Genomic DNA, 15216 nt, shown 5'->3' with positions numbered 1-15216 from the left:
TTAACTCGTGGTCAGTGCGTGTTCAAGGTCCGCTGAAGACATGCGTTCGGCGTCTTCCAGCGAGCGACGGATCGCCGCCGTCAGGTGCTTTTCAATTTCCCAAGGGTCGGTCATGGATGCCAGTTCGGGGGCCAACTGCGGAGGCATGCCAAAAAGCTGATCGCGCAGCATGCGACCGGCGTTGTAGGCGCCGGTCTGCACCGCAGCCATCGCGACCAGCGAGCCCTTGGCCTTGTGCAACTCAATCTCAGCGAGCTGCGCCAGGTTGTGCTCGCGCAGTGCGCGGGCTTTCTGGAAGTCGGGCAGCTGCCCCGCAGGGGTGATCGCGGGCGGCGGCGCAGCCGTTGAAGTCGGTTCGACCTGGCTGGATAACTGGCTGTAAACGTCACGCTGAAGCCGGTCCTGGTGGTGTCGATCAGCGACGGCAGTCTTGCTGGGGTCAGCGGTGTCGCGGATCAGCGCTTCGCTGGCCAGAACATCGACCTGTTTACCATCGGCGCTCAGCACCAAGCGGTTGTTGTTTTTCAACCAGGTGATGTAGCTGGGCGCCCTGCCGATCCGAGCCGCGAAGGCGCTCTTCGACAGGTACGTTGGTTCTGTCATAAGCCCTCCTTTCAACGGCTTTTCAATGGGAACCTTTCAATTTCAATGGATTGAATTTCAGTAAGCTGGCAACGCTGCCGCTAACACTTTCCCGCGGGTTTCCGACCCCGTACCCCTTGGATACCCTCAGGGTCCCCGGCGTCAAAATCGCGCACCAAAACCGTGCGCAACCTCTGAAAGCCACGTATTCCGTGGCCTCCAGCCAATCACCCTTGCTCCCCCCCGGCCGGAGGCACTTCACACACGCCCAATCGCTTGGCGGCCCAGCGTTCGTACAAGCCGATGGCCACATCAGCGCCGGCCATCGCGGTCAGGCATCCGATGCCGCCTGATGCCAAGATCGATACCCCGGCAGCGTGCAACAACATGATGGTGCCAAGCCCGCAGACCACACAGGCCCCCGACCGCAGGGCCAATCGGCGAATCAGCGGCCAACCGCGAACCCCCGCCTTGTCTGCCCGCCACATCTCGCCTGAAACCCCGCCGACCAGCGACAGCACGATCACCATCCAGATCGGCATATCTATAAGCGCTTGCTGCTCGTTTGACATCGTCCTACCCCATGAACGCAAAAACCCGGCGCAAGGGCCGGGTTTGGTGTGTGGTGCCTGCCGCTCTCTGCGGTCGCACCTATCGAAGATGACTACTTTTTACAGGTGGATTCCGGTGGCAGCAACCCCACTTTAATGCCACCCGGTGAATATGTGGGTAACGCAGGGTGAACGCCTAGGCAATGTCGGTGAATACACCACCTCGGCTATCTGTTGCTTTGGCGTTGTCCCAGTTGTCCCACCTTTCAGAGTCGAAGTGGGACGCCTGAGAGCGCCTAAATTCGGGGCTTCGCCCCACTGTCCTACTTTTCTATCTTCTTTCTCGTGTAAAGGAAGGAATTGAATAACACGCATGCGCGCCACGGGCGCGTGCTGGTGTCCGCTGCGCTCACATGGGCGGGACGCTCCAGAAGGTGGGACGGTGGGACAGCTCAACAACGACGCGGCCCGCGCTTGCCCCACCGCGTTAAAACGCAGCGGGACAAGGCGGGCCAGTGGGACAGCAACAACCGGAGTCATGCCTGGGGTCACGCGGCCTTCCCCATCAACATGCCGGCGATGCACAGATGCGCCTCATGCAGGCGCTGGTAATAGGTCTCGCGGCTGCAACCGCAATGGGTGTACTTCTGTGACAGGAAACTTTCGTGATTGCAATAGTGCTCACGCACGACCACCGACAACTGCGGTGGCAAGTGTTTGTTCACGATCAGCTCGATGTCCGCCGATTCATCCAACAACACCCGGCTGCCGCGAGTCCCGCGAATCAGCTCCCCCTTGCACTCCATCAACATGGCAATCATGTTGCCACCGCCCAATTCCGACCCGCCTTCGCGTTGGCTGTGCAGATCCTCGGCCCATAGTTTCAGCATCTCGTCGATTCGCTTAATCAAAGCAAGGCTCCTCGAACGCTTCCCTCTGCAACGCAGAAGCACCGCCCCAACCTGCCGGCTTCTTGTATGCCCAAGGCCGCTGCCCGCTTTTCACCAGCGCCGGCATGCGGGTACGCCGCCAGCCGAGACGGTGCATGATCGCCCCGACACGCATCTGCTCGGGCTTTCCCCAATGGCCGAAGTCGAGCTTCAGCGCATTGGTCAGCACCTCACTGCCAGAGGTGGTTTCGCCAATCTGCGACTCCTCCAACCAGGTCAGAATCGGCCCTTCCCATTCGTCCACCACAAAACGCTCGTCCTGTGCCTCGGCAAACATCGGGGCTTCGTCAGGTGTCACCCACCAGATGTCACCCGCCTCATAGCAGAACATCGCTTCAGCCCAGAGCTGGTCGCGGATCTCACGCAGTTTCTCCAGATCGACCTTGGTACAGGCCACCGGCCAATAACGTCGGTTACCGGTGGCGTCCTTAAGGTACTCGTCCTGGTTGGTCGTACCCACGAACACACACTGGCGTGGCACGTCGTTCGTTCTGCGGCCATAGCTTTCGCGGTAGGTATCGGTGGACGCGGAGAAGAACTGTTTGGCCTTGGTACTCTCAGCCTTGTTGAAGCTGTCCAACTCCCCCAACTCGACAATCCACTTGCCACGAATCGCCTGAAAGCCATCCTTGTCGCCCAGGGCGAAAGGCGTGTCCATGAACCACTCACCGCCGAGGATGCTCATCGCCGTCGACTTACCAGCCCCCTGCGCGCCCTCGAGGATCATCACCGAGTCAGCCTTGCAGCCGGGCTTCATCACCCGCCCCACCGCCGAAAGCATCCAGCGCTTACCGACCTTGGCCGAGTAGTCAGTTGCCTGAACACCCATGACATCGGTGAGCCAGCTTTCGAGTCGAGGCACCCGGTCCCATTCAAGCTTGTTCAGGTACTCCCGCACCGGGTGAAACGCATGGTCATGGGCCACAACGCTCACCGCCTCGATCACTTGGGTCGACTTCACCCGCAGGTTGTATTGCTGCGCAAGCCACTTCATCACCCGGACATCATCAATGTCGGCCCAGTCGCCGGTGCCGCCGCCGTAGGGGGCTGACCGCAGCTTGACGATCTTCGAACTGAAAGCGCTGTAGCTGATAACCCCAGCCCAGCGCTCATCATTGCCGAGGATCAATTCGACGTTCTGCATGTGCGCGATCAGGGCACCGTTTTCAGTGCGAGCCAGTTGATCCTTCCAGCCACCTGCTGCAGGTGGTTTGACCACCGCCAACACCTGGCGGCGGACCGCCTCCAAGCCTTCGGCAACGTGCAGGTCGTTGAAGTCAGTCCACTTGTCTTCCCGCTCACCAGAGAAGATTGGAGCAACCACCTGACCACCAACGATCAAAGCCGCGTTGTTCGCCTTCTCTTCACCGGGGTTCCAGGGCTCGCCATTTGGGCGTTTCGTCTTCCAGTCATCGTCGCGGCAGACGATCAGTGGGCAACCCGGAAAGCGCTCACGCATGGCCTTGCAAACCACCAGCAAGTTGCCCGCATCGAAGGCGATGGCCACGGTCAGCGAGGTCGCCATGTGCAGGCTAGCGCCTGTTGCGTAACCCTCACACACCAACACCGGCTCGCCCGGTTCAGGGTGCGGACCAACCAGGTGAAAGGCGCCCTCTTTTGACATGCCGTAAGGCCAGTAGGATTTGTCCCGGCCGGTGTCTTCCTGCTTGGTTGGAAACACCACCTGCAGGCCGACGATCTGGTCCCGCACATTGCACATAGGCACCAAAAACGCGCCGGAGCGCGGTGCGTAACGAACGCCAAAACCGACGATCTGCTTTCGATCCAGATAGTCGCTGCGGCCCTTCTCCGGCATGCGCTTGAACAACCCCGCCGCCCGGTTCGCCGCTCTGCGTGCGGCATTTGCAGCGATCTCAGCGGCTCGACGTTTGGCGTCTTCCTGCCGAGCACGCATGACCTCACGCTCTTCTGGCGACATCCGCCCGGCCTTGACCTTGATCTTCTGCGTCTCACCCGAACGCCAGTCACCAAAGCTCCCGAAGATCAGCGTTTCGTTCTTTTCAGTCCGATGCTCGTGGACGACGTACCAACCGTTTTTTTCCTTGCCCTTGTCCTGGGTGGTTTTGCAGCGGGTCAGCTTGCCGAACACCAAAGGCTGCTTGGGCTCCAGGCCATAGTACGCGAACTGATTCAGAACCTCATCGAGCATGGCGGGCCTCCAACACTTCATCAACCGCCTGACAGGACACGCAGTAAATGCACCCTTGCACAGCGAGGCGGCGAGCTTCTGGGATCGGCTCACCGCAGTTTTCGCAGTACATGAATGAGTAAGCTGCCGTCACAGGTTTGACTGCATTTCGAGCGGCCAGAGCCTGATCAAGACGCTCCTGCACTAAGTCATTCGCAAAGTCTGCAATATCAGCCACGATCCGTACCCCGCGTAGTCTGGTTGACATACTTGGCGCGGTTGAACATCCCCAGCAGCCCCTGAATGCCGCGAAACACCTGTAGGCGAATCTCGGCCAGTTCGTGGTCCGACACCACCCCATCGCCGATGCTCTTGGCCCAGGTGTCCGCCAGGTCGGCAACCTGCCGGAAGTACGCAGCAATACCGGTGGTCAGCGTCTCAGGCATGTCATTGGTGTACGTCTCAGCTAACTCCTGCCAGATCGTGTCGCCGACCAAGGCATGCACGGCATCAAGGATGCGGCGATCCTTGGTCAGCTCCAGGATCTCGCCGAATTCCTGAATGTTGACCGTGTGGCTCGGATGTGTGGGTGAGAGTTTGTGTTGCAGCGTGGTGGGATTGCGGCCGGTGGTGGCGGCGATTGCAGCGGCACCGCCGGGATAGTCCCGAGCAGCATGGTAAAGCGCCAAGTCGAGCGGCAGGATTTCCCGCTGTGCTCGATCAACGCAACTCAGAGCGATTCGGCTCATGGCATTAATCCTTGTAAGTTGCCAGTGCCGCGCGACATGCAGTGGTGATACATTTGCCGCGTGGCTTGAAAGGGCCCAAACGCCGGCTAGATCTTCAGGATCGACACCGGCACCGTGCCGAGGCAAACGATCCATCGTTCACCTCTGGCGCAACAGCTGCCCAATCTGTGGTGGAGAAGGCAGCAACACCAAGGCATCCGTGCCTTGGAAAGCGCGGTAAAGATCGACGGTTCGCATGTGGTGTGCCCGCTTATCTTTGCCGCGACCCGACACCGCTGTGGTGGTGCGTGCCGGGAGGAACTGGGCGGCCCTTGGGCCGCCTTTTTTCTGACTATGCTATGCAGCAGCTTTCTGCGGCGCAGATGCATTCAGCAACCAGGTGGACTCAAACGAGTTGCCCTTCTGCTTTGCAGCCGATGCCAAAAGAACTGCGTATTTGGTTTCACCGGTGTAGTCGGTTCGCGGCAGGCTGGCTGCCAGGCGCCACTTGTTCAACGCCTGATAACTCCTGTCGCACACCTTCGCGGCGGCCCCGATGCCGCCTACTGCCTCAAACGCGAACGCGATGGCGTTCGGAAAATCTGCGGGGTCCAGCATGGCAACCTCCATTTATCAACTCGGAGTTGATATTAAACATCAACTGACTATTGCGCAAGCTCCGTGGCACTATCAACCTATGGTTGATAAAAATACACTACGCGTCGCTTTCAGCTCGCGCCTACATGAAGCCCTCGACGATGCCGGCGTACGCAGCCGGGGTCGTGGCGTGGACATCCATCGTCAGTTGAAGAGCTTGGGGGTTGATAAGACCACGCAGGCCGTCAGCAAGTGGCTGAACGGAGAGGCCATAGCCGAAGCCGACAGCATGGTTGCGCTTTGCTCGTGGTTGAAGGTGCGCCGGGAATGGCTTGAATACGGAGTGCTACCGAAGGAACAGACCGGCGAAAACAATGTGCGCCAGCTGGTGGTCGGTGATGAGAGCAACGTCAGTGAAATCAACCAACGTTTTGGCAAGGTTCCGCTGATTTCGTGGGTTCAGGCAGGTGCATGGTGTGAGGCGATTTCGAATTTTGAGTCCTATGATGCTGACTCTTGGCTGTCCTGCCCTGTTCCAATCAGCAACCATGGGTATGCGTTGAAAGTTCTTGGCGATTCAATGACGAACCCAGGGCCAGGCCGTAGCTACCCTACCGGTTGCATCATATTTGTTGATCCAGAGGCTGAGACCAAGACAGGTGACCGAGTGATCGCTAGGGTTCCACGTACCAATGAGGCAACGTTTAAAATTCTAGTTGAGGATGCTGGGCGTCAATTTTTGCGACCAATAAATCCGCAATACCCAATCATTGATATCACGGAGGAGACACATATTTGTGGAAAGGTTGTAGGGTCCTTTATTCCTGAGTAGTTTATCAAAAGCAAACATAACGCAGAACAATCACTCTTCGAAATTAAAACCATTCAACATTTCTATACGATTAAGAATCACATCCAAAGGCACCCTATTACCTCCACGAGTGAAATACCCAGTCAACTCTACCACCCTATTGTAGTGCTGCCTTGCCAACTCAGGGGTAGTAGCAACCTGACTTAAACTTGTGATCTTCTTTAGATAATCCTGCGCCCATTTATTCTCAGCGCTCAAGCTTCCAGCAATAATCGATGCTTCAATATGCTGCCTTAGAGTGTCTGCATCCCTTCCCTCACTCACCATAACCTTATCTATAATACCGACCAATCTTTCTACATCACCATTTTGCCTCGAAAATTCCGCATAAATATCTGAGTACCCATCTTTAACAAAGAGCAAAAACACCACAAGTTCTGGATACAAATAATTTTTTGTGGTTACACTCAATAGAACCAATTTTACCTTTGCGAAAAACTGCTCAATACTTCTGAGTGGCATTTTTTGACTGTCGGCAATTATTTTTATTGATGAAACCAAGTCTCTTCCATCAAAGGCAATATCCCCGAAATTTCTCGCAGCAAAATACCTATCAAATTCAAAATGTTTGTAAAGATGATCGATAAACAAATCAAAGTTTGCAGGCGGCAGATTAAATTCAACATCAATAAAACGCTTCAAATAACCCAAAGCGTCAAACTCTGAGCCATATACAGCTCTGACGCTATGTGAAAGCTGGTTTTTATCCAGAGCCAAAACAAATACTAACCCTTCAATATCCAGCAGATGCTTAACTCTTTCAAGCAACTCAATAGCATAAGTAGGTCGGCATCGATCTAGTTCATCTACAAAAATATAAAGCTTTTCAGTGCCACCACCATCTTTTTCAAGTACTTGCCCAACACTTGACTTGAACTCAGCAATCGCCTCCTTATTTTTTGAGTATGCATCTATCACATCCTTGGAAAGCGCCTCTGCAAGTTTAGCTGACTCATCCTCTATCAATTTATCGGCGTCAATAAGTCCAGCCGTAGCGATTTTTACGCCAACAGGAAGACCTCGCCTAAGAATATGTGCACCTGCTTTTTTAGCCGTCTCCCAAGCTTTATTTTTCGTTGGACTACTGCCCAAAAAACCCTTTAAACCGATATTGATTTCACCTAAAAATGCCAACAACGGATCAGATGCAAAATCTGTTTCCCACGCACTGAAATATATAGTCTTTCTCCCTTCAGACTCTAGACTCGAGTGCAACATCCGAAGATATGTCGTCTTGCCAGCGCCCCATGGGGCATTAACGGAAAACACTAAAGGAGAAGAAATATTGTTAAGCAACAGCGTCAGATTTTCAACACTTCCTTTACGCCGAAGTTTATCGTTCTGAAATATGTCATCGGAAGGAATTTCTAATCCTTTGCTTTTTAGCTTCACTTACCATGTCCTTTAAATAAGAAAATTTTTAGAGTGAACTACTTACCCACAGCTTTTGACCTTACCATCGAAAGAGTATGAGCAGCCATGGAAAACATGGAAACGCGGCACATATCAACCAATGGTTGACTTATCGCAACCAATGGTTGATATTCGTCTCACTCTTCCACCACAGAGCGAGGCAACACCATGCACACCACAGCCACCCTGCACGTCCATCCGGCCGCTGCTGACCCCTTCCGCATCTTCGAGATTCGCCGCCTGGCCCGCGAATGCGGTTGCTCGTTTGTCACCACCAAACCGAAGCAGAAAGCCCGCACCACACCCGCTCCTTTCGATCCCAATGGCGGAGGGCACGCAGCATGAGCAAGTTCAAACTCGACAACCGCACCCTGCAACTGCTCAACGCCCAGGTCAATCTGAGCGAGACCTTCAATCACACGCTACGGTCGACACCACAGCGCGAAGCCCTGGCGTTCCGCCTGAAAGTTGAACGCAGCAAGTCTGACACCCTCTTCACTGTCGAGTTGGGCAGCGAGCGCCACACGCTTACCTTGCAGAACGAAAAAAAGATGCACCTCAAACTGGCCGACTTTATCGAGGAGATTGCCAACGGCCCGTTCGATACCAGTAACACGGCCGACCTGCTAAACCTCCCTCATGCAAGCCGCCAGTACGGGAGATTCGATACCGAGCACAAGCAGCGGGTGTTCGAGCTGGTGCGTACCGGCGGTGTAGTGAGCCTCGACATGGGCTTCGAACTCCCCATCCATGTCGCTATCCATCGCACCAAAACGCGTACCGGCGTCACCACCATCATGAGCATCGGCGTGAAAAGTCCGCGCACCAAGTGCTTCACCGTGTGCGGTAACGACATCGAGATCTACGAGAAAGTGGCCGAGTCCATCAACCACCTGGCCGCCGCAGCGACTCCCGCTGCGCACGCAGCTTAGGAGGCCACCATGGAACGCACTCTCGCCCAAGCCGCCAAGCACCTGGGTATCACCCGGCCCAAGTTGATCAACCTCATGCGGGAAACGGGCCTGCTCAACGATCAGAACCTACCAGCCTATCCGACTCGTGATCGCGAGTATCTGCGAGTCAAAAACGGCAACTGGTACCACGAGAAGCTCGGCATGCAATACAGCCAGTCAACCCGAGTGAAGCAACCCGGCATTCGCTGGCTCGCCGAACAACTGGGTCTCGCTCTACCAGAAATACCGGTAGACCACCGTGACGTGGCCTAGGGAATACGCCCGCCAGATCGTCGCCATGCGCACACGCGAGGAGCGCAACGCCGCGCTTCTCGAAGTGCCGGAGCATCTGCGGGAGCTGACCAAACGCCACTGCCTGAACGCCTGGAATCACCCGGCAAGAACACAACGCAAGGAGGCCCAGCAAGCCAATGAGTAACGCAAGCCAAACCCCACTGCGGCTACAACCCGCACCAGAATCAGCCACCGTCGAACTACTCTACCGCACCTTCGGCGACGTGCTGATCCCGCTGGAAAAGGTCCGCGAGCAGTATTTCCGCAACCTCAACGAGCAATCGTTCGTGGCCGAAATCAACAGCGGCCGGATTCAGCTTCCCATCACCACGCTAGACACCAGCCGCAAGGCGCCAAAATACGCCCACATCCGCCACGTCGCCTCGCTGATCGACATCCGCGCCTACAAGGCCGACGAAGACATGCAGCGACAGCAGGAAGAAACCAACGAGTAACACTCAAAACCGAACGGCTGCCACCACCAGCCAATGACATCACCAGGAGCACACCACATGACTGCAGTTCAAATCTACGCGCTGATAGCAATCGCCCTCATGACGGCCGCCGTCTACTGGCTCGCCTACCGAAACGGCTTCAGCAATGGTCACGCCGAGGGCCAGTCACAAGGCTACAGCGAAGGCTACGACGTCGGCGGCTGCGTTGGATATCGAGACGGAATCGACGAAGGCAAAGCAATTCAGAGCGCCGACAACTCGGAAGAGATCCGCAACCTCACCCACTCCCTTGAGCAGGCGCATAACCAACGTAAGAAACTGTACGCACATTACGAGCGAGCCTTGGCAGCCTCAAAACTAGGCGAGCCAGCACGACTGACCCTTCTGGATATCGCCGACAAACTTCGGATTGCATCTGAGACGTTCAGCGCCTTTCGCACCGGCAAAAAACTCGAACGCGAAACCCGCACCCTTCGCGACCAGGCGCTCGCCATCGCAGCTCTGCTGGAGCCGGCAGATCAGGAGAACGCTGCATGAGCGAGAACCGTCCCCAATTCGGTACCCACCGCACCCCGGCTCACGCCTTGCCAGCGGCTGGAGGACCAACGCGCAATCGAACCTCGGAGGAAAGCGGTATGCAAAAGGACCAGCACAACACCCAATCCACGACCGCTTTGCTCCGCAAGGAAGCCAGCGTCGACACACTAGAAACAAACAGCCTCTGCTGCGCAGCAGCAGGCATTATTGCTCCTTCCAGCAGCACTACCGAGGCGCTTATACCCCACGAAAAGCTGCGCGAGGCAGCCACACCCAATGCAACGCTAATCGCTCAGAATCCCCCGCCCGCGCAGCCTGCTGTGGGGTATAAGGCCCCTTCAGCACAGGATGAACGGAACGCACTTCAGACGAAGCTGAATGCCACTGTCGTTCATCTGAACGAACTCGCGTGGGTGCTTGCCGAAGGAGTTGCTGCATTCAAAGACGACCACAAAAGTGATAACTGGTTTAACGAAGCCGAGTTAGCGCTAGATAAGACTCATCAACTATTGCAATCGAATGATCTAGACGTTCTGCGTAGCTACATCGAAGCCAGTGAGAGCCAAGCGCAAGCGGTCATTGCCGAGGAGAACGCCAATGCTTAAGCGCGTTCTCACCCACTTCCACATGTGCTGCGGTGTCGGCAGCGGCGCGGCGGGCTTCAACGATTCCAAGCCAGCCCTTGGCCCGGTCCAAGCCGAGTGGCACTGTCTGGGTGGCGTCGACGTTGATCCGGCCGGGTTACGCGACTTCGAAATGATGACGGGCGTGCCTGGCACGCTGATGGACCTGTTCACCCTCCAGCAGTACATCGCGTTCCACGGTAAGCAGCCGCCCGCCGGTTGGCGAGAAGCCACGGCCGAGGATCTGCGCCGAGCAGCCGGAAACCAAGATCCCGACGCGATATTCATCAGCAGCCCCTGCAAGGGCGCCTCAGGACTGCTATCCGAGACCATGAGCCAGACGCCGAAGTATCAGGCCCTCAACGAGCTGACGTTGCGCTGTGTGTGGCTCATGTGCGAGGCCTGGAAGCACAACCCCATATCGCTGATCGTGTTCGAAAACGTGCCACGCCTGGCGACCCGTGGCCGGCACCTGCTGGACCAGATCAACAAGCTGCTCAGCTTCTACGGCTACGCCGTGGCGGAGACCACCCACGACTGCGGCGAAATCGGCGGGCTGGCCCAAAGCCGCAAGCGTTTCTTGCTGGTGGCCAGGCACGTCGAGAAAGTGCCAGCATTCCTGTATGAGCCGGAAAAACGAAGCCTGCGGGCAGTGGGTGACGTGCTGAGCCGGATGCCCCTAGCCGGCGATATCGAGCAGGCCGGGCCGATGCATCGGGTTCCGGCGCTGCAGTGGAAAACGTGGGTACGGCTGGCCCTGGTCGAAGCCGGTAAGGATTGGCGCAGTCTGAGCCGGTTTGCGATTGAGGACGGTCACCTGCGTGACTTCGTGATCGTGCCGGAATACCGGGCCGGTTATCTCGGCGTTCATGATTGGCAGGACACCGCTGGCACAGTGGCCGGCCGGTCCAGCCCAACCAACGGCAAGTTCTCAGTAGCCGATCCGCGACCCACCAGCAAATTCGAATACACCCAGTTCGGCGTGCTGCCCTATGACCGTCACTGCGGCGTTGTCACCGGGCAACGCAGCCCTGGACAAGGGACATTCAGCGTTGCAGATCCTCGGATGAGCGGCGAACGCCACAACAACGTGTTCCGTGTGGTGCACAACGACCACCCCGCCGGCACTGTCACCGCCGGTCATGGGCCAAGCTCTGGTGGACAAGCTGTGGCCGACCCTCGGCAACCATCCAAGGGCTTCGGCAAATACCTGGTCACCGACTACAACAAGCCGGCCGGTACCGTCATCGCCGGCAGCACCACCGGGCAAGGCGCTTTTGCCGTGGCAGATCCTACTTACAAGAACTGGCACCCGGACGCGAGCACACAAAAGCTGCGCATCACGCCCTGGTGCGACACGGCCAAGACCGTCACCGGCTCGCAGCAGGTCGCTAGTGGCGCTCTATCCATCGCCGATCCGCGCACGGGCATGTCACGCAAAAAGGGTGATGCCTACATTACTGGAGGGCATTACGGGGTAGTCGATTGGAAGGAAACGGCCGGAGCTGTTTCCGCTAGCGCCCGCCACGACAACGGCCGGTGGTCGGTTGCAGACCAGCGGATGCCGGCGCCCAACGACCGAATGACCTGCATGATCACCAGCCTCGACGGCACCTGGCACCGCCCTTTCACCACCCTGGAGCTGGCCGCCCTGCAATCGCTGTTTGATCCGGACGAACTCTGGTCAACAGATCCACAGACCGCACATGAAATTCAGGTGATGCAACGTGTCCGCAAGCAGGAGCAAGCGCGATTCTTCCAGCTGGACGGTATCAATGATGGCAATCACCGGGAACGCATTGGCAACGCAGTGCCCCGTGCAGCAGCCAAAGCTATGGCCGACGTGTTCGGTATGACACTGCTGCTCGCGGAGGCCGGAGAGACATTCATGCTAAGCAACGTATCGATCTGGGTACAGCCGGTTGCGATAGCTCTGAGCGTGGCCCAGAAGGAGGCTCAGGCATGAACACTGCCTTTATATTGATGGCGCAATACAACGGACGGGCAATAATTCCACTTGAGCAAGTGTGCAAGGACTACTTCACGCACCTAACCACCGATATGTTCCAGCGCAAAGTCATGGCCGGCCAGATCAAAATCCCTATCACCCGGCTAGAGCCAAGCCAGAAAAGCGCCAAGGGTATCCACATCACGGACTTGGCTGCCTACTTGGACCTGCAACGAGAGGCAGCAGTGAAGGAATACAACCAGCTCAACGGGTTCCGCCGAGCCAGCTAATTTACTGCTTCCCCCAGGCGCCCAGCTTCACGGGCGCCTGAATGATCCTCTCCAACCACGACCAGCCCTCATAGTGGTCACCTCTCCCGCGCAGGTGGGTGTACCGGCGCAACGAGTTCCAATCCCGGTGCCCGGAAACGCTGGACACTCGCGGGATATCCCAGTCCATTTCAAACAACCGGCTCACCCCTTCGTGCCGCAGATCGTGAAAGTGCAGATCTTCGATCATCAGAAACTTGCACGCTTTCGCCCAGGCCGTGGCGATTGATGACGAGTTGTAGGGGAAAATCTCTGCGCGCTCTTTTGGCATACTCTGCAGAATGCGCCAGGCTTCATCGGGGAGATGGCACCAAACGTCGTTGCCGATCTTCTGGCCAGGGTTCTTCATGTCCCGCACCATCACCTGCTGATGCTCCTCATCGACGTCCTCCCAGAGAATTCGACCGATCTCGTCCTGCCTACGCGTGGAGAACAACGCGAAGCCGGTGACCTTGAGCATGTTGATCGAGCTGGGGCGTCGCTGCTGAATGCCGACAAAGTGCTTCAGCAACTTTTCCAGCTCGTCCTTGGTGGGCCGCCGGTCACGCTCACGGCTTTTCATGTTGTAACCCAATTTTTTCAGTACCTTTCGGGCGTCTGACATGGCATGGGCATCGACCTCGTAACCCCACGCGGGGCGTGCAATTGATAGGACGGCCCCAAGGTGCGCCAGATCATTGCCGACCGTCTGAGGCAGGACGCCGCCGCCCTCCTTGCTCATCCGCCAGAGTGCAAAGTCCACCAAGCGCTGACTGTTGATGTCCGAGTCAACGGTCTGGCCAAACTCAGATGCTGCAATAGCATTGAGAGTGGCTTCCTTGGTTTTACCCAGCGGCCGGACTTTTTCCATTTCGTCCAGGTACTGCTTGATCATGTCCTGAAGAGTGACACCTTTACGGTTCGCTCGCTCGATCGCACCTGGCTGATCTAACTCGGCCTCACGGCGACGCGCCCAGACTTGAGCGGCCTGTTTCCGGGCGAAGGTTTGACTCTCTTGGTAGACTATTACACCTTTCTGCTTAAGGCGGATCTGGGCCGTATAACTGACCGATCCGTCGACCTTTTTTCTAGCTCTAATGGTTGCCATGGCGTCGGTGGTACAAATTAGAAAGTGAGTGGTACATTGTACCACCGACCTTAGAAAAACGCCTGAAAACGCCCTAAAACACGCTGAAAACACGTAGAGCAAAATGATACAGAAATCAGCTACATACCCAGTAAACTCAAGCACTACAGTGTCTAGACGCTTCAGCGTTGCACCTATGATGGATTGGACAGACCGTCATTGCCGTTTCTTCCTGCGCCTGCTCTCCAAGCACGCCTTGCTCTACACAGAAATGGTCACCACCGGCGCGCTGCTCAACGGCGACCACGAGCGTTTCCTGCGCCACAACGAAGCCGAACACCCGCTCGCGTTGCAGTTGGGCGGTAGCGTCCCAGCCGATCTGGCCGCCTGTGCGCGTATGGCTCAGGAGCACGGTTACGACGAGGTGAACCTCAATGTTGGCTGTCCGAGTGATCGGGTGCAGAACAATATGATTGGCGCGTGCCTGATGGCGCATCCGGTGTTGGTAGCGGAGTGTGTGAAGGCGATGCGCGATGCGGTGTCGATTCCGGTGACGGTGAAGCATCGGATCGGGATCAATGGGCGGGACAGTTACGCGCAGTTGTGTGATTTCGTCGGGACGGTTCGGGACGCCGGATGCACCAGCTTTACGGTGCATGCGCGGATTGCGATTCTGGAGGGGTTGTCGCCGAAGGAGAATCGGGACATTCCGCCGCTGCGCTATGACGTGGCGGCGCAGTTGAAGGCGGATTTTCCGGAGTTGGAGATTATTCTCAACGGTGGGATCAAGACGCTGGAGGCCTGTCATGAGCATTTGCAGATCTTTGACGGCGTCATGCTGGGCCGTGAGGCGTATCACAATCCTTATGTGATGGCTGAGGTCGATCAGCAACTGTTCGGCAGCACCGCGCCGGTGATCAGCCGGGCCGAGGCGTTGGCGCAGTTGCGACCCTATATAGCCGCGCACCTGGATGCGGGCGGTGCGATGCACCATATCACTCGGCATGTGTTGGGCCTGGGCACCGGTTTTCCGGGGGCGCGCAAGTTTCGGCAATTGTTGTCGGTGGATATCCACAAGGCCAAGGAGCCTTTGGCGTTGCTGGATCAGGCGGCGGAGTTGCTTGAAGGGCGCTAACTGTCGCTCCGGTTGAACCTGTGCCCCCTTTCGGC

General features: G+C 57.0%; 20 protein-coding genes. 11 read left to right on the top strand and 9 right to left on the bottom strand.

Going from position 1 to position 15216, the window contains the following annotated elements; all coding sequences use genetic code 11:
* From NTD87_RS19215 to NTD87_RS19185, 7 genes are all read right to left on the bottom strand, one after another.
* Positions 1-603: a terminase small subunit gene (locus tag NTD87_RS19215; protein ID WP_262115776.1), complete on the bottom strand. Its 603-nt coding sequence runs from the start codon at positions 601-603 to the stop codon at positions 1-3.
* A 206-nt stretch (positions 604-809) separates the two neighbouring features.
* Positions 810-1154 carry a phage holin family protein gene (locus tag NTD87_RS19210; protein WP_262115775.1) on the bottom strand — a complete coding sequence of 115 codons (345 nt, stop codon included), beginning with the start codon at positions 1152-1154 and terminating at the stop codon, positions 810-812.
* A 527-nt stretch (positions 1155-1681) separates the two neighbouring features.
* A complete protein-coding gene (locus NTD87_RS19205) occupies positions 1682-2044 on the bottom strand; it encodes a hypothetical protein (RefSeq protein WP_262115774.1) in 363 nt (120 codons plus the stop codon).
* Positions 2037-4253: a VapE domain-containing protein gene (locus tag NTD87_RS19200; RefSeq protein ID WP_262115773.1), complete on the bottom strand. Its 2217-nt coding sequence runs from the start codon at positions 4251-4253 to the stop codon at positions 2037-2039. Before NTD87_RS19200 ends, NTD87_RS19205 begins: the two co-directional genes overlap by 8 nt.
* Entirely contained in the window at positions 4243-4470 is a 228-nt protein-coding gene (locus NTD87_RS19195) for a TraR/DksA family transcriptional regulator (protein WP_262115771.1), read from the bottom strand. Before NTD87_RS19195 ends, NTD87_RS19200 begins: the two co-directional genes overlap by 11 nt.
* Complete coding sequence (locus NTD87_RS19190; RefSeq protein ID WP_262115769.1) at positions 4463-4981, bottom strand: phage regulatory CII family protein; 519 nt, start codon at positions 4979-4981, stop codon at positions 4463-4465. Before NTD87_RS19190 ends, NTD87_RS19195 begins: the two co-directional genes overlap by 8 nt.
* A 336-nt stretch (positions 4982-5317) precedes the next feature.
* Positions 5318-5578, bottom strand: a complete 261-nt coding sequence (locus NTD87_RS19185) for a hypothetical protein (RefSeq protein ID WP_262115767.1) — start codon at positions 5576-5578, stop codon at positions 5318-5320.
* Between the two features lie 79 nt (positions 5579-5657).
* Here NTD87_RS19185 and NTD87_RS19180 point away from each other — a divergent pair, with 79 nt between their 5' ends.
* Positions 5658-6389: a LexA family protein gene (locus NTD87_RS19180; RefSeq protein WP_262115849.1), complete on the top strand. Its 732-nt coding sequence runs from the start codon at positions 5658-5660 to the stop codon at positions 6387-6389.
* Between the two features lie 30 nt (positions 6390-6419).
* On the opposite strand, the gene NTD87_RS19175 is transcribed toward NTD87_RS19180, so the two are convergent.
* Positions 6420-7820 carry a KAP family NTPase gene (locus NTD87_RS19175; RefSeq protein WP_262115765.1) on the bottom strand — a complete coding sequence of 467 codons (1401 nt, stop codon included), beginning with the start codon at positions 7818-7820 and terminating at the stop codon, positions 6420-6422.
* A 189-nt stretch (positions 7821-8009) separates the two neighbouring features.
* On the opposite strand from NTD87_RS19175, the gene NTD87_RS19170 reads away from it, so the two are divergent.
* The 9 genes from NTD87_RS19170 to NTD87_RS19130 are packed head-to-tail and all read left to right on the top strand — an operon-like array spanning position 8010 to position 12941.
* Complete coding sequence (locus tag NTD87_RS19170) at positions 8010-8186, top strand: hypothetical protein (RefSeq protein ID WP_262115763.1); 177 nt, start codon at positions 8010-8012, stop codon at positions 8184-8186.
* Positions 8183-8773, top strand: coding sequence for a hypothetical protein (locus NTD87_RS19165; RefSeq protein WP_262115761.1), 591 nt, complete (start codon positions 8183-8185; stop codon positions 8771-8773). The genes NTD87_RS19170 and NTD87_RS19165 overlap by 4 nt, the downstream gene beginning before the upstream one ends.
* 9 nt (positions 8774-8782) lie before the next feature.
* A complete protein-coding gene (locus tag NTD87_RS19160) occupies positions 8783-9067 on the top strand; it encodes a phage antirepressor KilAC domain-containing protein (protein ID WP_262115760.1) in 285 nt (94 codons plus the stop codon).
* On the top strand, positions 9054-9233 hold the full coding sequence (locus NTD87_RS19155) for a hypothetical protein (protein ID WP_262115759.1): 180 nt from the start codon (positions 9054-9056) through the stop codon (positions 9231-9233). Before NTD87_RS19160 ends, NTD87_RS19155 begins: the two co-directional genes overlap by 14 nt.
* Positions 9226-9543 (top strand): pyocin activator PrtN family protein, encoded by a 318-nt coding sequence (locus NTD87_RS19150; RefSeq protein ID WP_262115758.1) that lies wholly within the window; start codon positions 9226-9228, stop codon positions 9541-9543. The genes NTD87_RS19155 and NTD87_RS19150 overlap by 8 nt, the downstream gene beginning before the upstream one ends.
* A gap of 57 nt (positions 9544-9600) precedes the next feature.
* The gene (locus tag NTD87_RS19145; protein WP_262115756.1) at positions 9601-10080 is read left to right on the top strand and encodes a hypothetical protein; all 480 of its coding nucleotides are present in this window, start codon (positions 9601-9603) and stop codon (positions 10078-10080) included.
* Positions 10077-10685 (top strand): hypothetical protein, encoded by a 609-nt coding sequence (locus tag NTD87_RS19140; RefSeq protein ID WP_262115755.1) that lies wholly within the window; start codon positions 10077-10079, stop codon positions 10683-10685. The genes NTD87_RS19145 and NTD87_RS19140 overlap by 4 nt, the downstream gene beginning before the upstream one ends.
* Positions 10678-12669 (top strand): DNA cytosine methyltransferase, encoded by a 1992-nt coding sequence (locus tag NTD87_RS19135; protein WP_262115753.1) that lies wholly within the window; start codon positions 10678-10680, stop codon positions 12667-12669. The genes NTD87_RS19140 and NTD87_RS19135 overlap by 8 nt, the downstream gene beginning before the upstream one ends.
* On the top strand, positions 12666-12941 hold the full coding sequence (locus tag NTD87_RS19130; protein WP_262115751.1) for a pyocin activator PrtN family protein: 276 nt from the start codon (positions 12666-12668) through the stop codon (positions 12939-12941). Before NTD87_RS19135 ends, NTD87_RS19130 begins: the two co-directional genes overlap by 4 nt.
* 1 nt (position 12942) lies before the next feature.
* Here NTD87_RS19130 and NTD87_RS19125 read toward each other — a convergent pair whose 3' ends face one another.
* On the bottom strand, positions 12943-14067 hold the full coding sequence (locus tag NTD87_RS19125) for a site-specific integrase (RefSeq protein ID WP_262115749.1): 1125 nt from the start codon (positions 14065-14067) through the stop codon (positions 12943-12945).
* A 103-nt stretch (positions 14068-14170) separates the two neighbouring features.
* On the opposite strand from NTD87_RS19125, the gene dusA reads away from it, so the two are divergent.
* Complete coding sequence (gene dusA, locus NTD87_RS19120; protein WP_262115747.1) at positions 14171-15181, top strand: tRNA dihydrouridine(20/20a) synthase DusA; 1011 nt, start codon at positions 14171-14173, stop codon at positions 15179-15181.
* Positions 15182-15216: the final 35 nt, after the last annotated feature.

The organism is Pseudomonas sp. 6D_7.1_Bac1 (genome assembly GCF_025465945.1).
GTDB lineage: Bacteria > Pseudomonadota > Gammaproteobacteria > Pseudomonadales > Pseudomonadaceae > Aquipseudomonas.
Note: the sequence above shows the minus strand (reverse complement) of the source record. Positions and strands in the feature narration are given on the sequence as shown.

What these genes read in the sequence shown, in the direction of transcription:
- NTD87_RS19190 (WP_262115769.1), bottom strand. Translation starts at nt 4,981, where the DNA reads ATGAGCCGAATCGCTCTGAGTTGCGTTGATCGAGCACAGCGGGAAATC.
- NTD87_RS19140 (WP_262115755.1), top strand. Translation starts at nt 10,077, where the DNA reads ATGAGCGAGAACCGTCCCCAATTCGGTACCCACCGCACCCCGGCTCAC.
- NTD87_RS19180 (WP_262115849.1), top strand. Translation starts at nt 5,658, where the DNA reads ATGGTTGATAAAAATACACTACGCGTCGCTTTCAGCTCGCGCCTACAT.
- NTD87_RS19185 (WP_262115767.1), bottom strand. Translation starts at nt 5,578, where the DNA reads ATGCTGGACCCCGCAGATTTTCCGAACGCCATCGCGTTCGCGTTTGAG.
- NTD87_RS19150 (WP_262115758.1), top strand. Translation starts at nt 9,226, where the DNA reads ATGAGTAACGCAAGCCAAACCCCACTGCGGCTACAACCCGCACCAGAA.
- NTD87_RS19125 (WP_262115749.1), bottom strand. Translation starts at nt 14,067, where the DNA reads ATGGCAACCATTAGAGCTAGAAAAAAGGTCGACGGATCGGTCAGTTAT.
- NTD87_RS19170 (WP_262115763.1), top strand. Translation starts at nt 8,010, where the DNA reads ATGCACACCACAGCCACCCTGCACGTCCATCCGGCCGCTGCTGACCCC.
- NTD87_RS19210 (WP_262115775.1), bottom strand. Translation starts at nt 1,154, where the DNA reads ATGTCAAACGAGCAGCAAGCGCTTATAGATATGCCGATCTGGATGGTG.
- NTD87_RS19200 (WP_262115773.1), bottom strand. Translation starts at nt 4,253, where the DNA reads ATGCTCGATGAGGTTCTGAATCAGTTCGCGTACTATGGCCTGGAGCCC.
- NTD87_RS19135 (WP_262115753.1), top strand. Translation starts at nt 10,678, where the DNA reads ATGCTTAAGCGCGTTCTCACCCACTTCCACATGTGCTGCGGTGTCGGC.
- NTD87_RS19130 (WP_262115751.1), top strand. Translation starts at nt 12,666, where the DNA reads ATGAACACTGCCTTTATATTGATGGCGCAATACAACGGACGGGCAATA.
- NTD87_RS19215 (WP_262115776.1), bottom strand. Translation starts at nt 603, where the DNA reads ATGACAGAACCAACGTACCTGTCGAAGAGCGCCTTCGCGGCTCGGATC.
- NTD87_RS19165 (WP_262115761.1), top strand. Translation starts at nt 8,183, where the DNA reads ATGAGCAAGTTCAAACTCGACAACCGCACCCTGCAACTGCTCAACGCC.
- NTD87_RS19160 (WP_262115760.1), top strand. Translation starts at nt 8,783, where the DNA reads ATGGAACGCACTCTCGCCCAAGCCGCCAAGCACCTGGGTATCACCCGG.
- NTD87_RS19145 (WP_262115756.1), top strand. Translation starts at nt 9,601, where the DNA reads ATGACTGCAGTTCAAATCTACGCGCTGATAGCAATCGCCCTCATGACG.
- dusA (WP_262115747.1), top strand. Translation starts at nt 14,171, where the DNA reads ATGATACAGAAATCAGCTACATACCCAGTAAACTCAAGCACTACAGTG.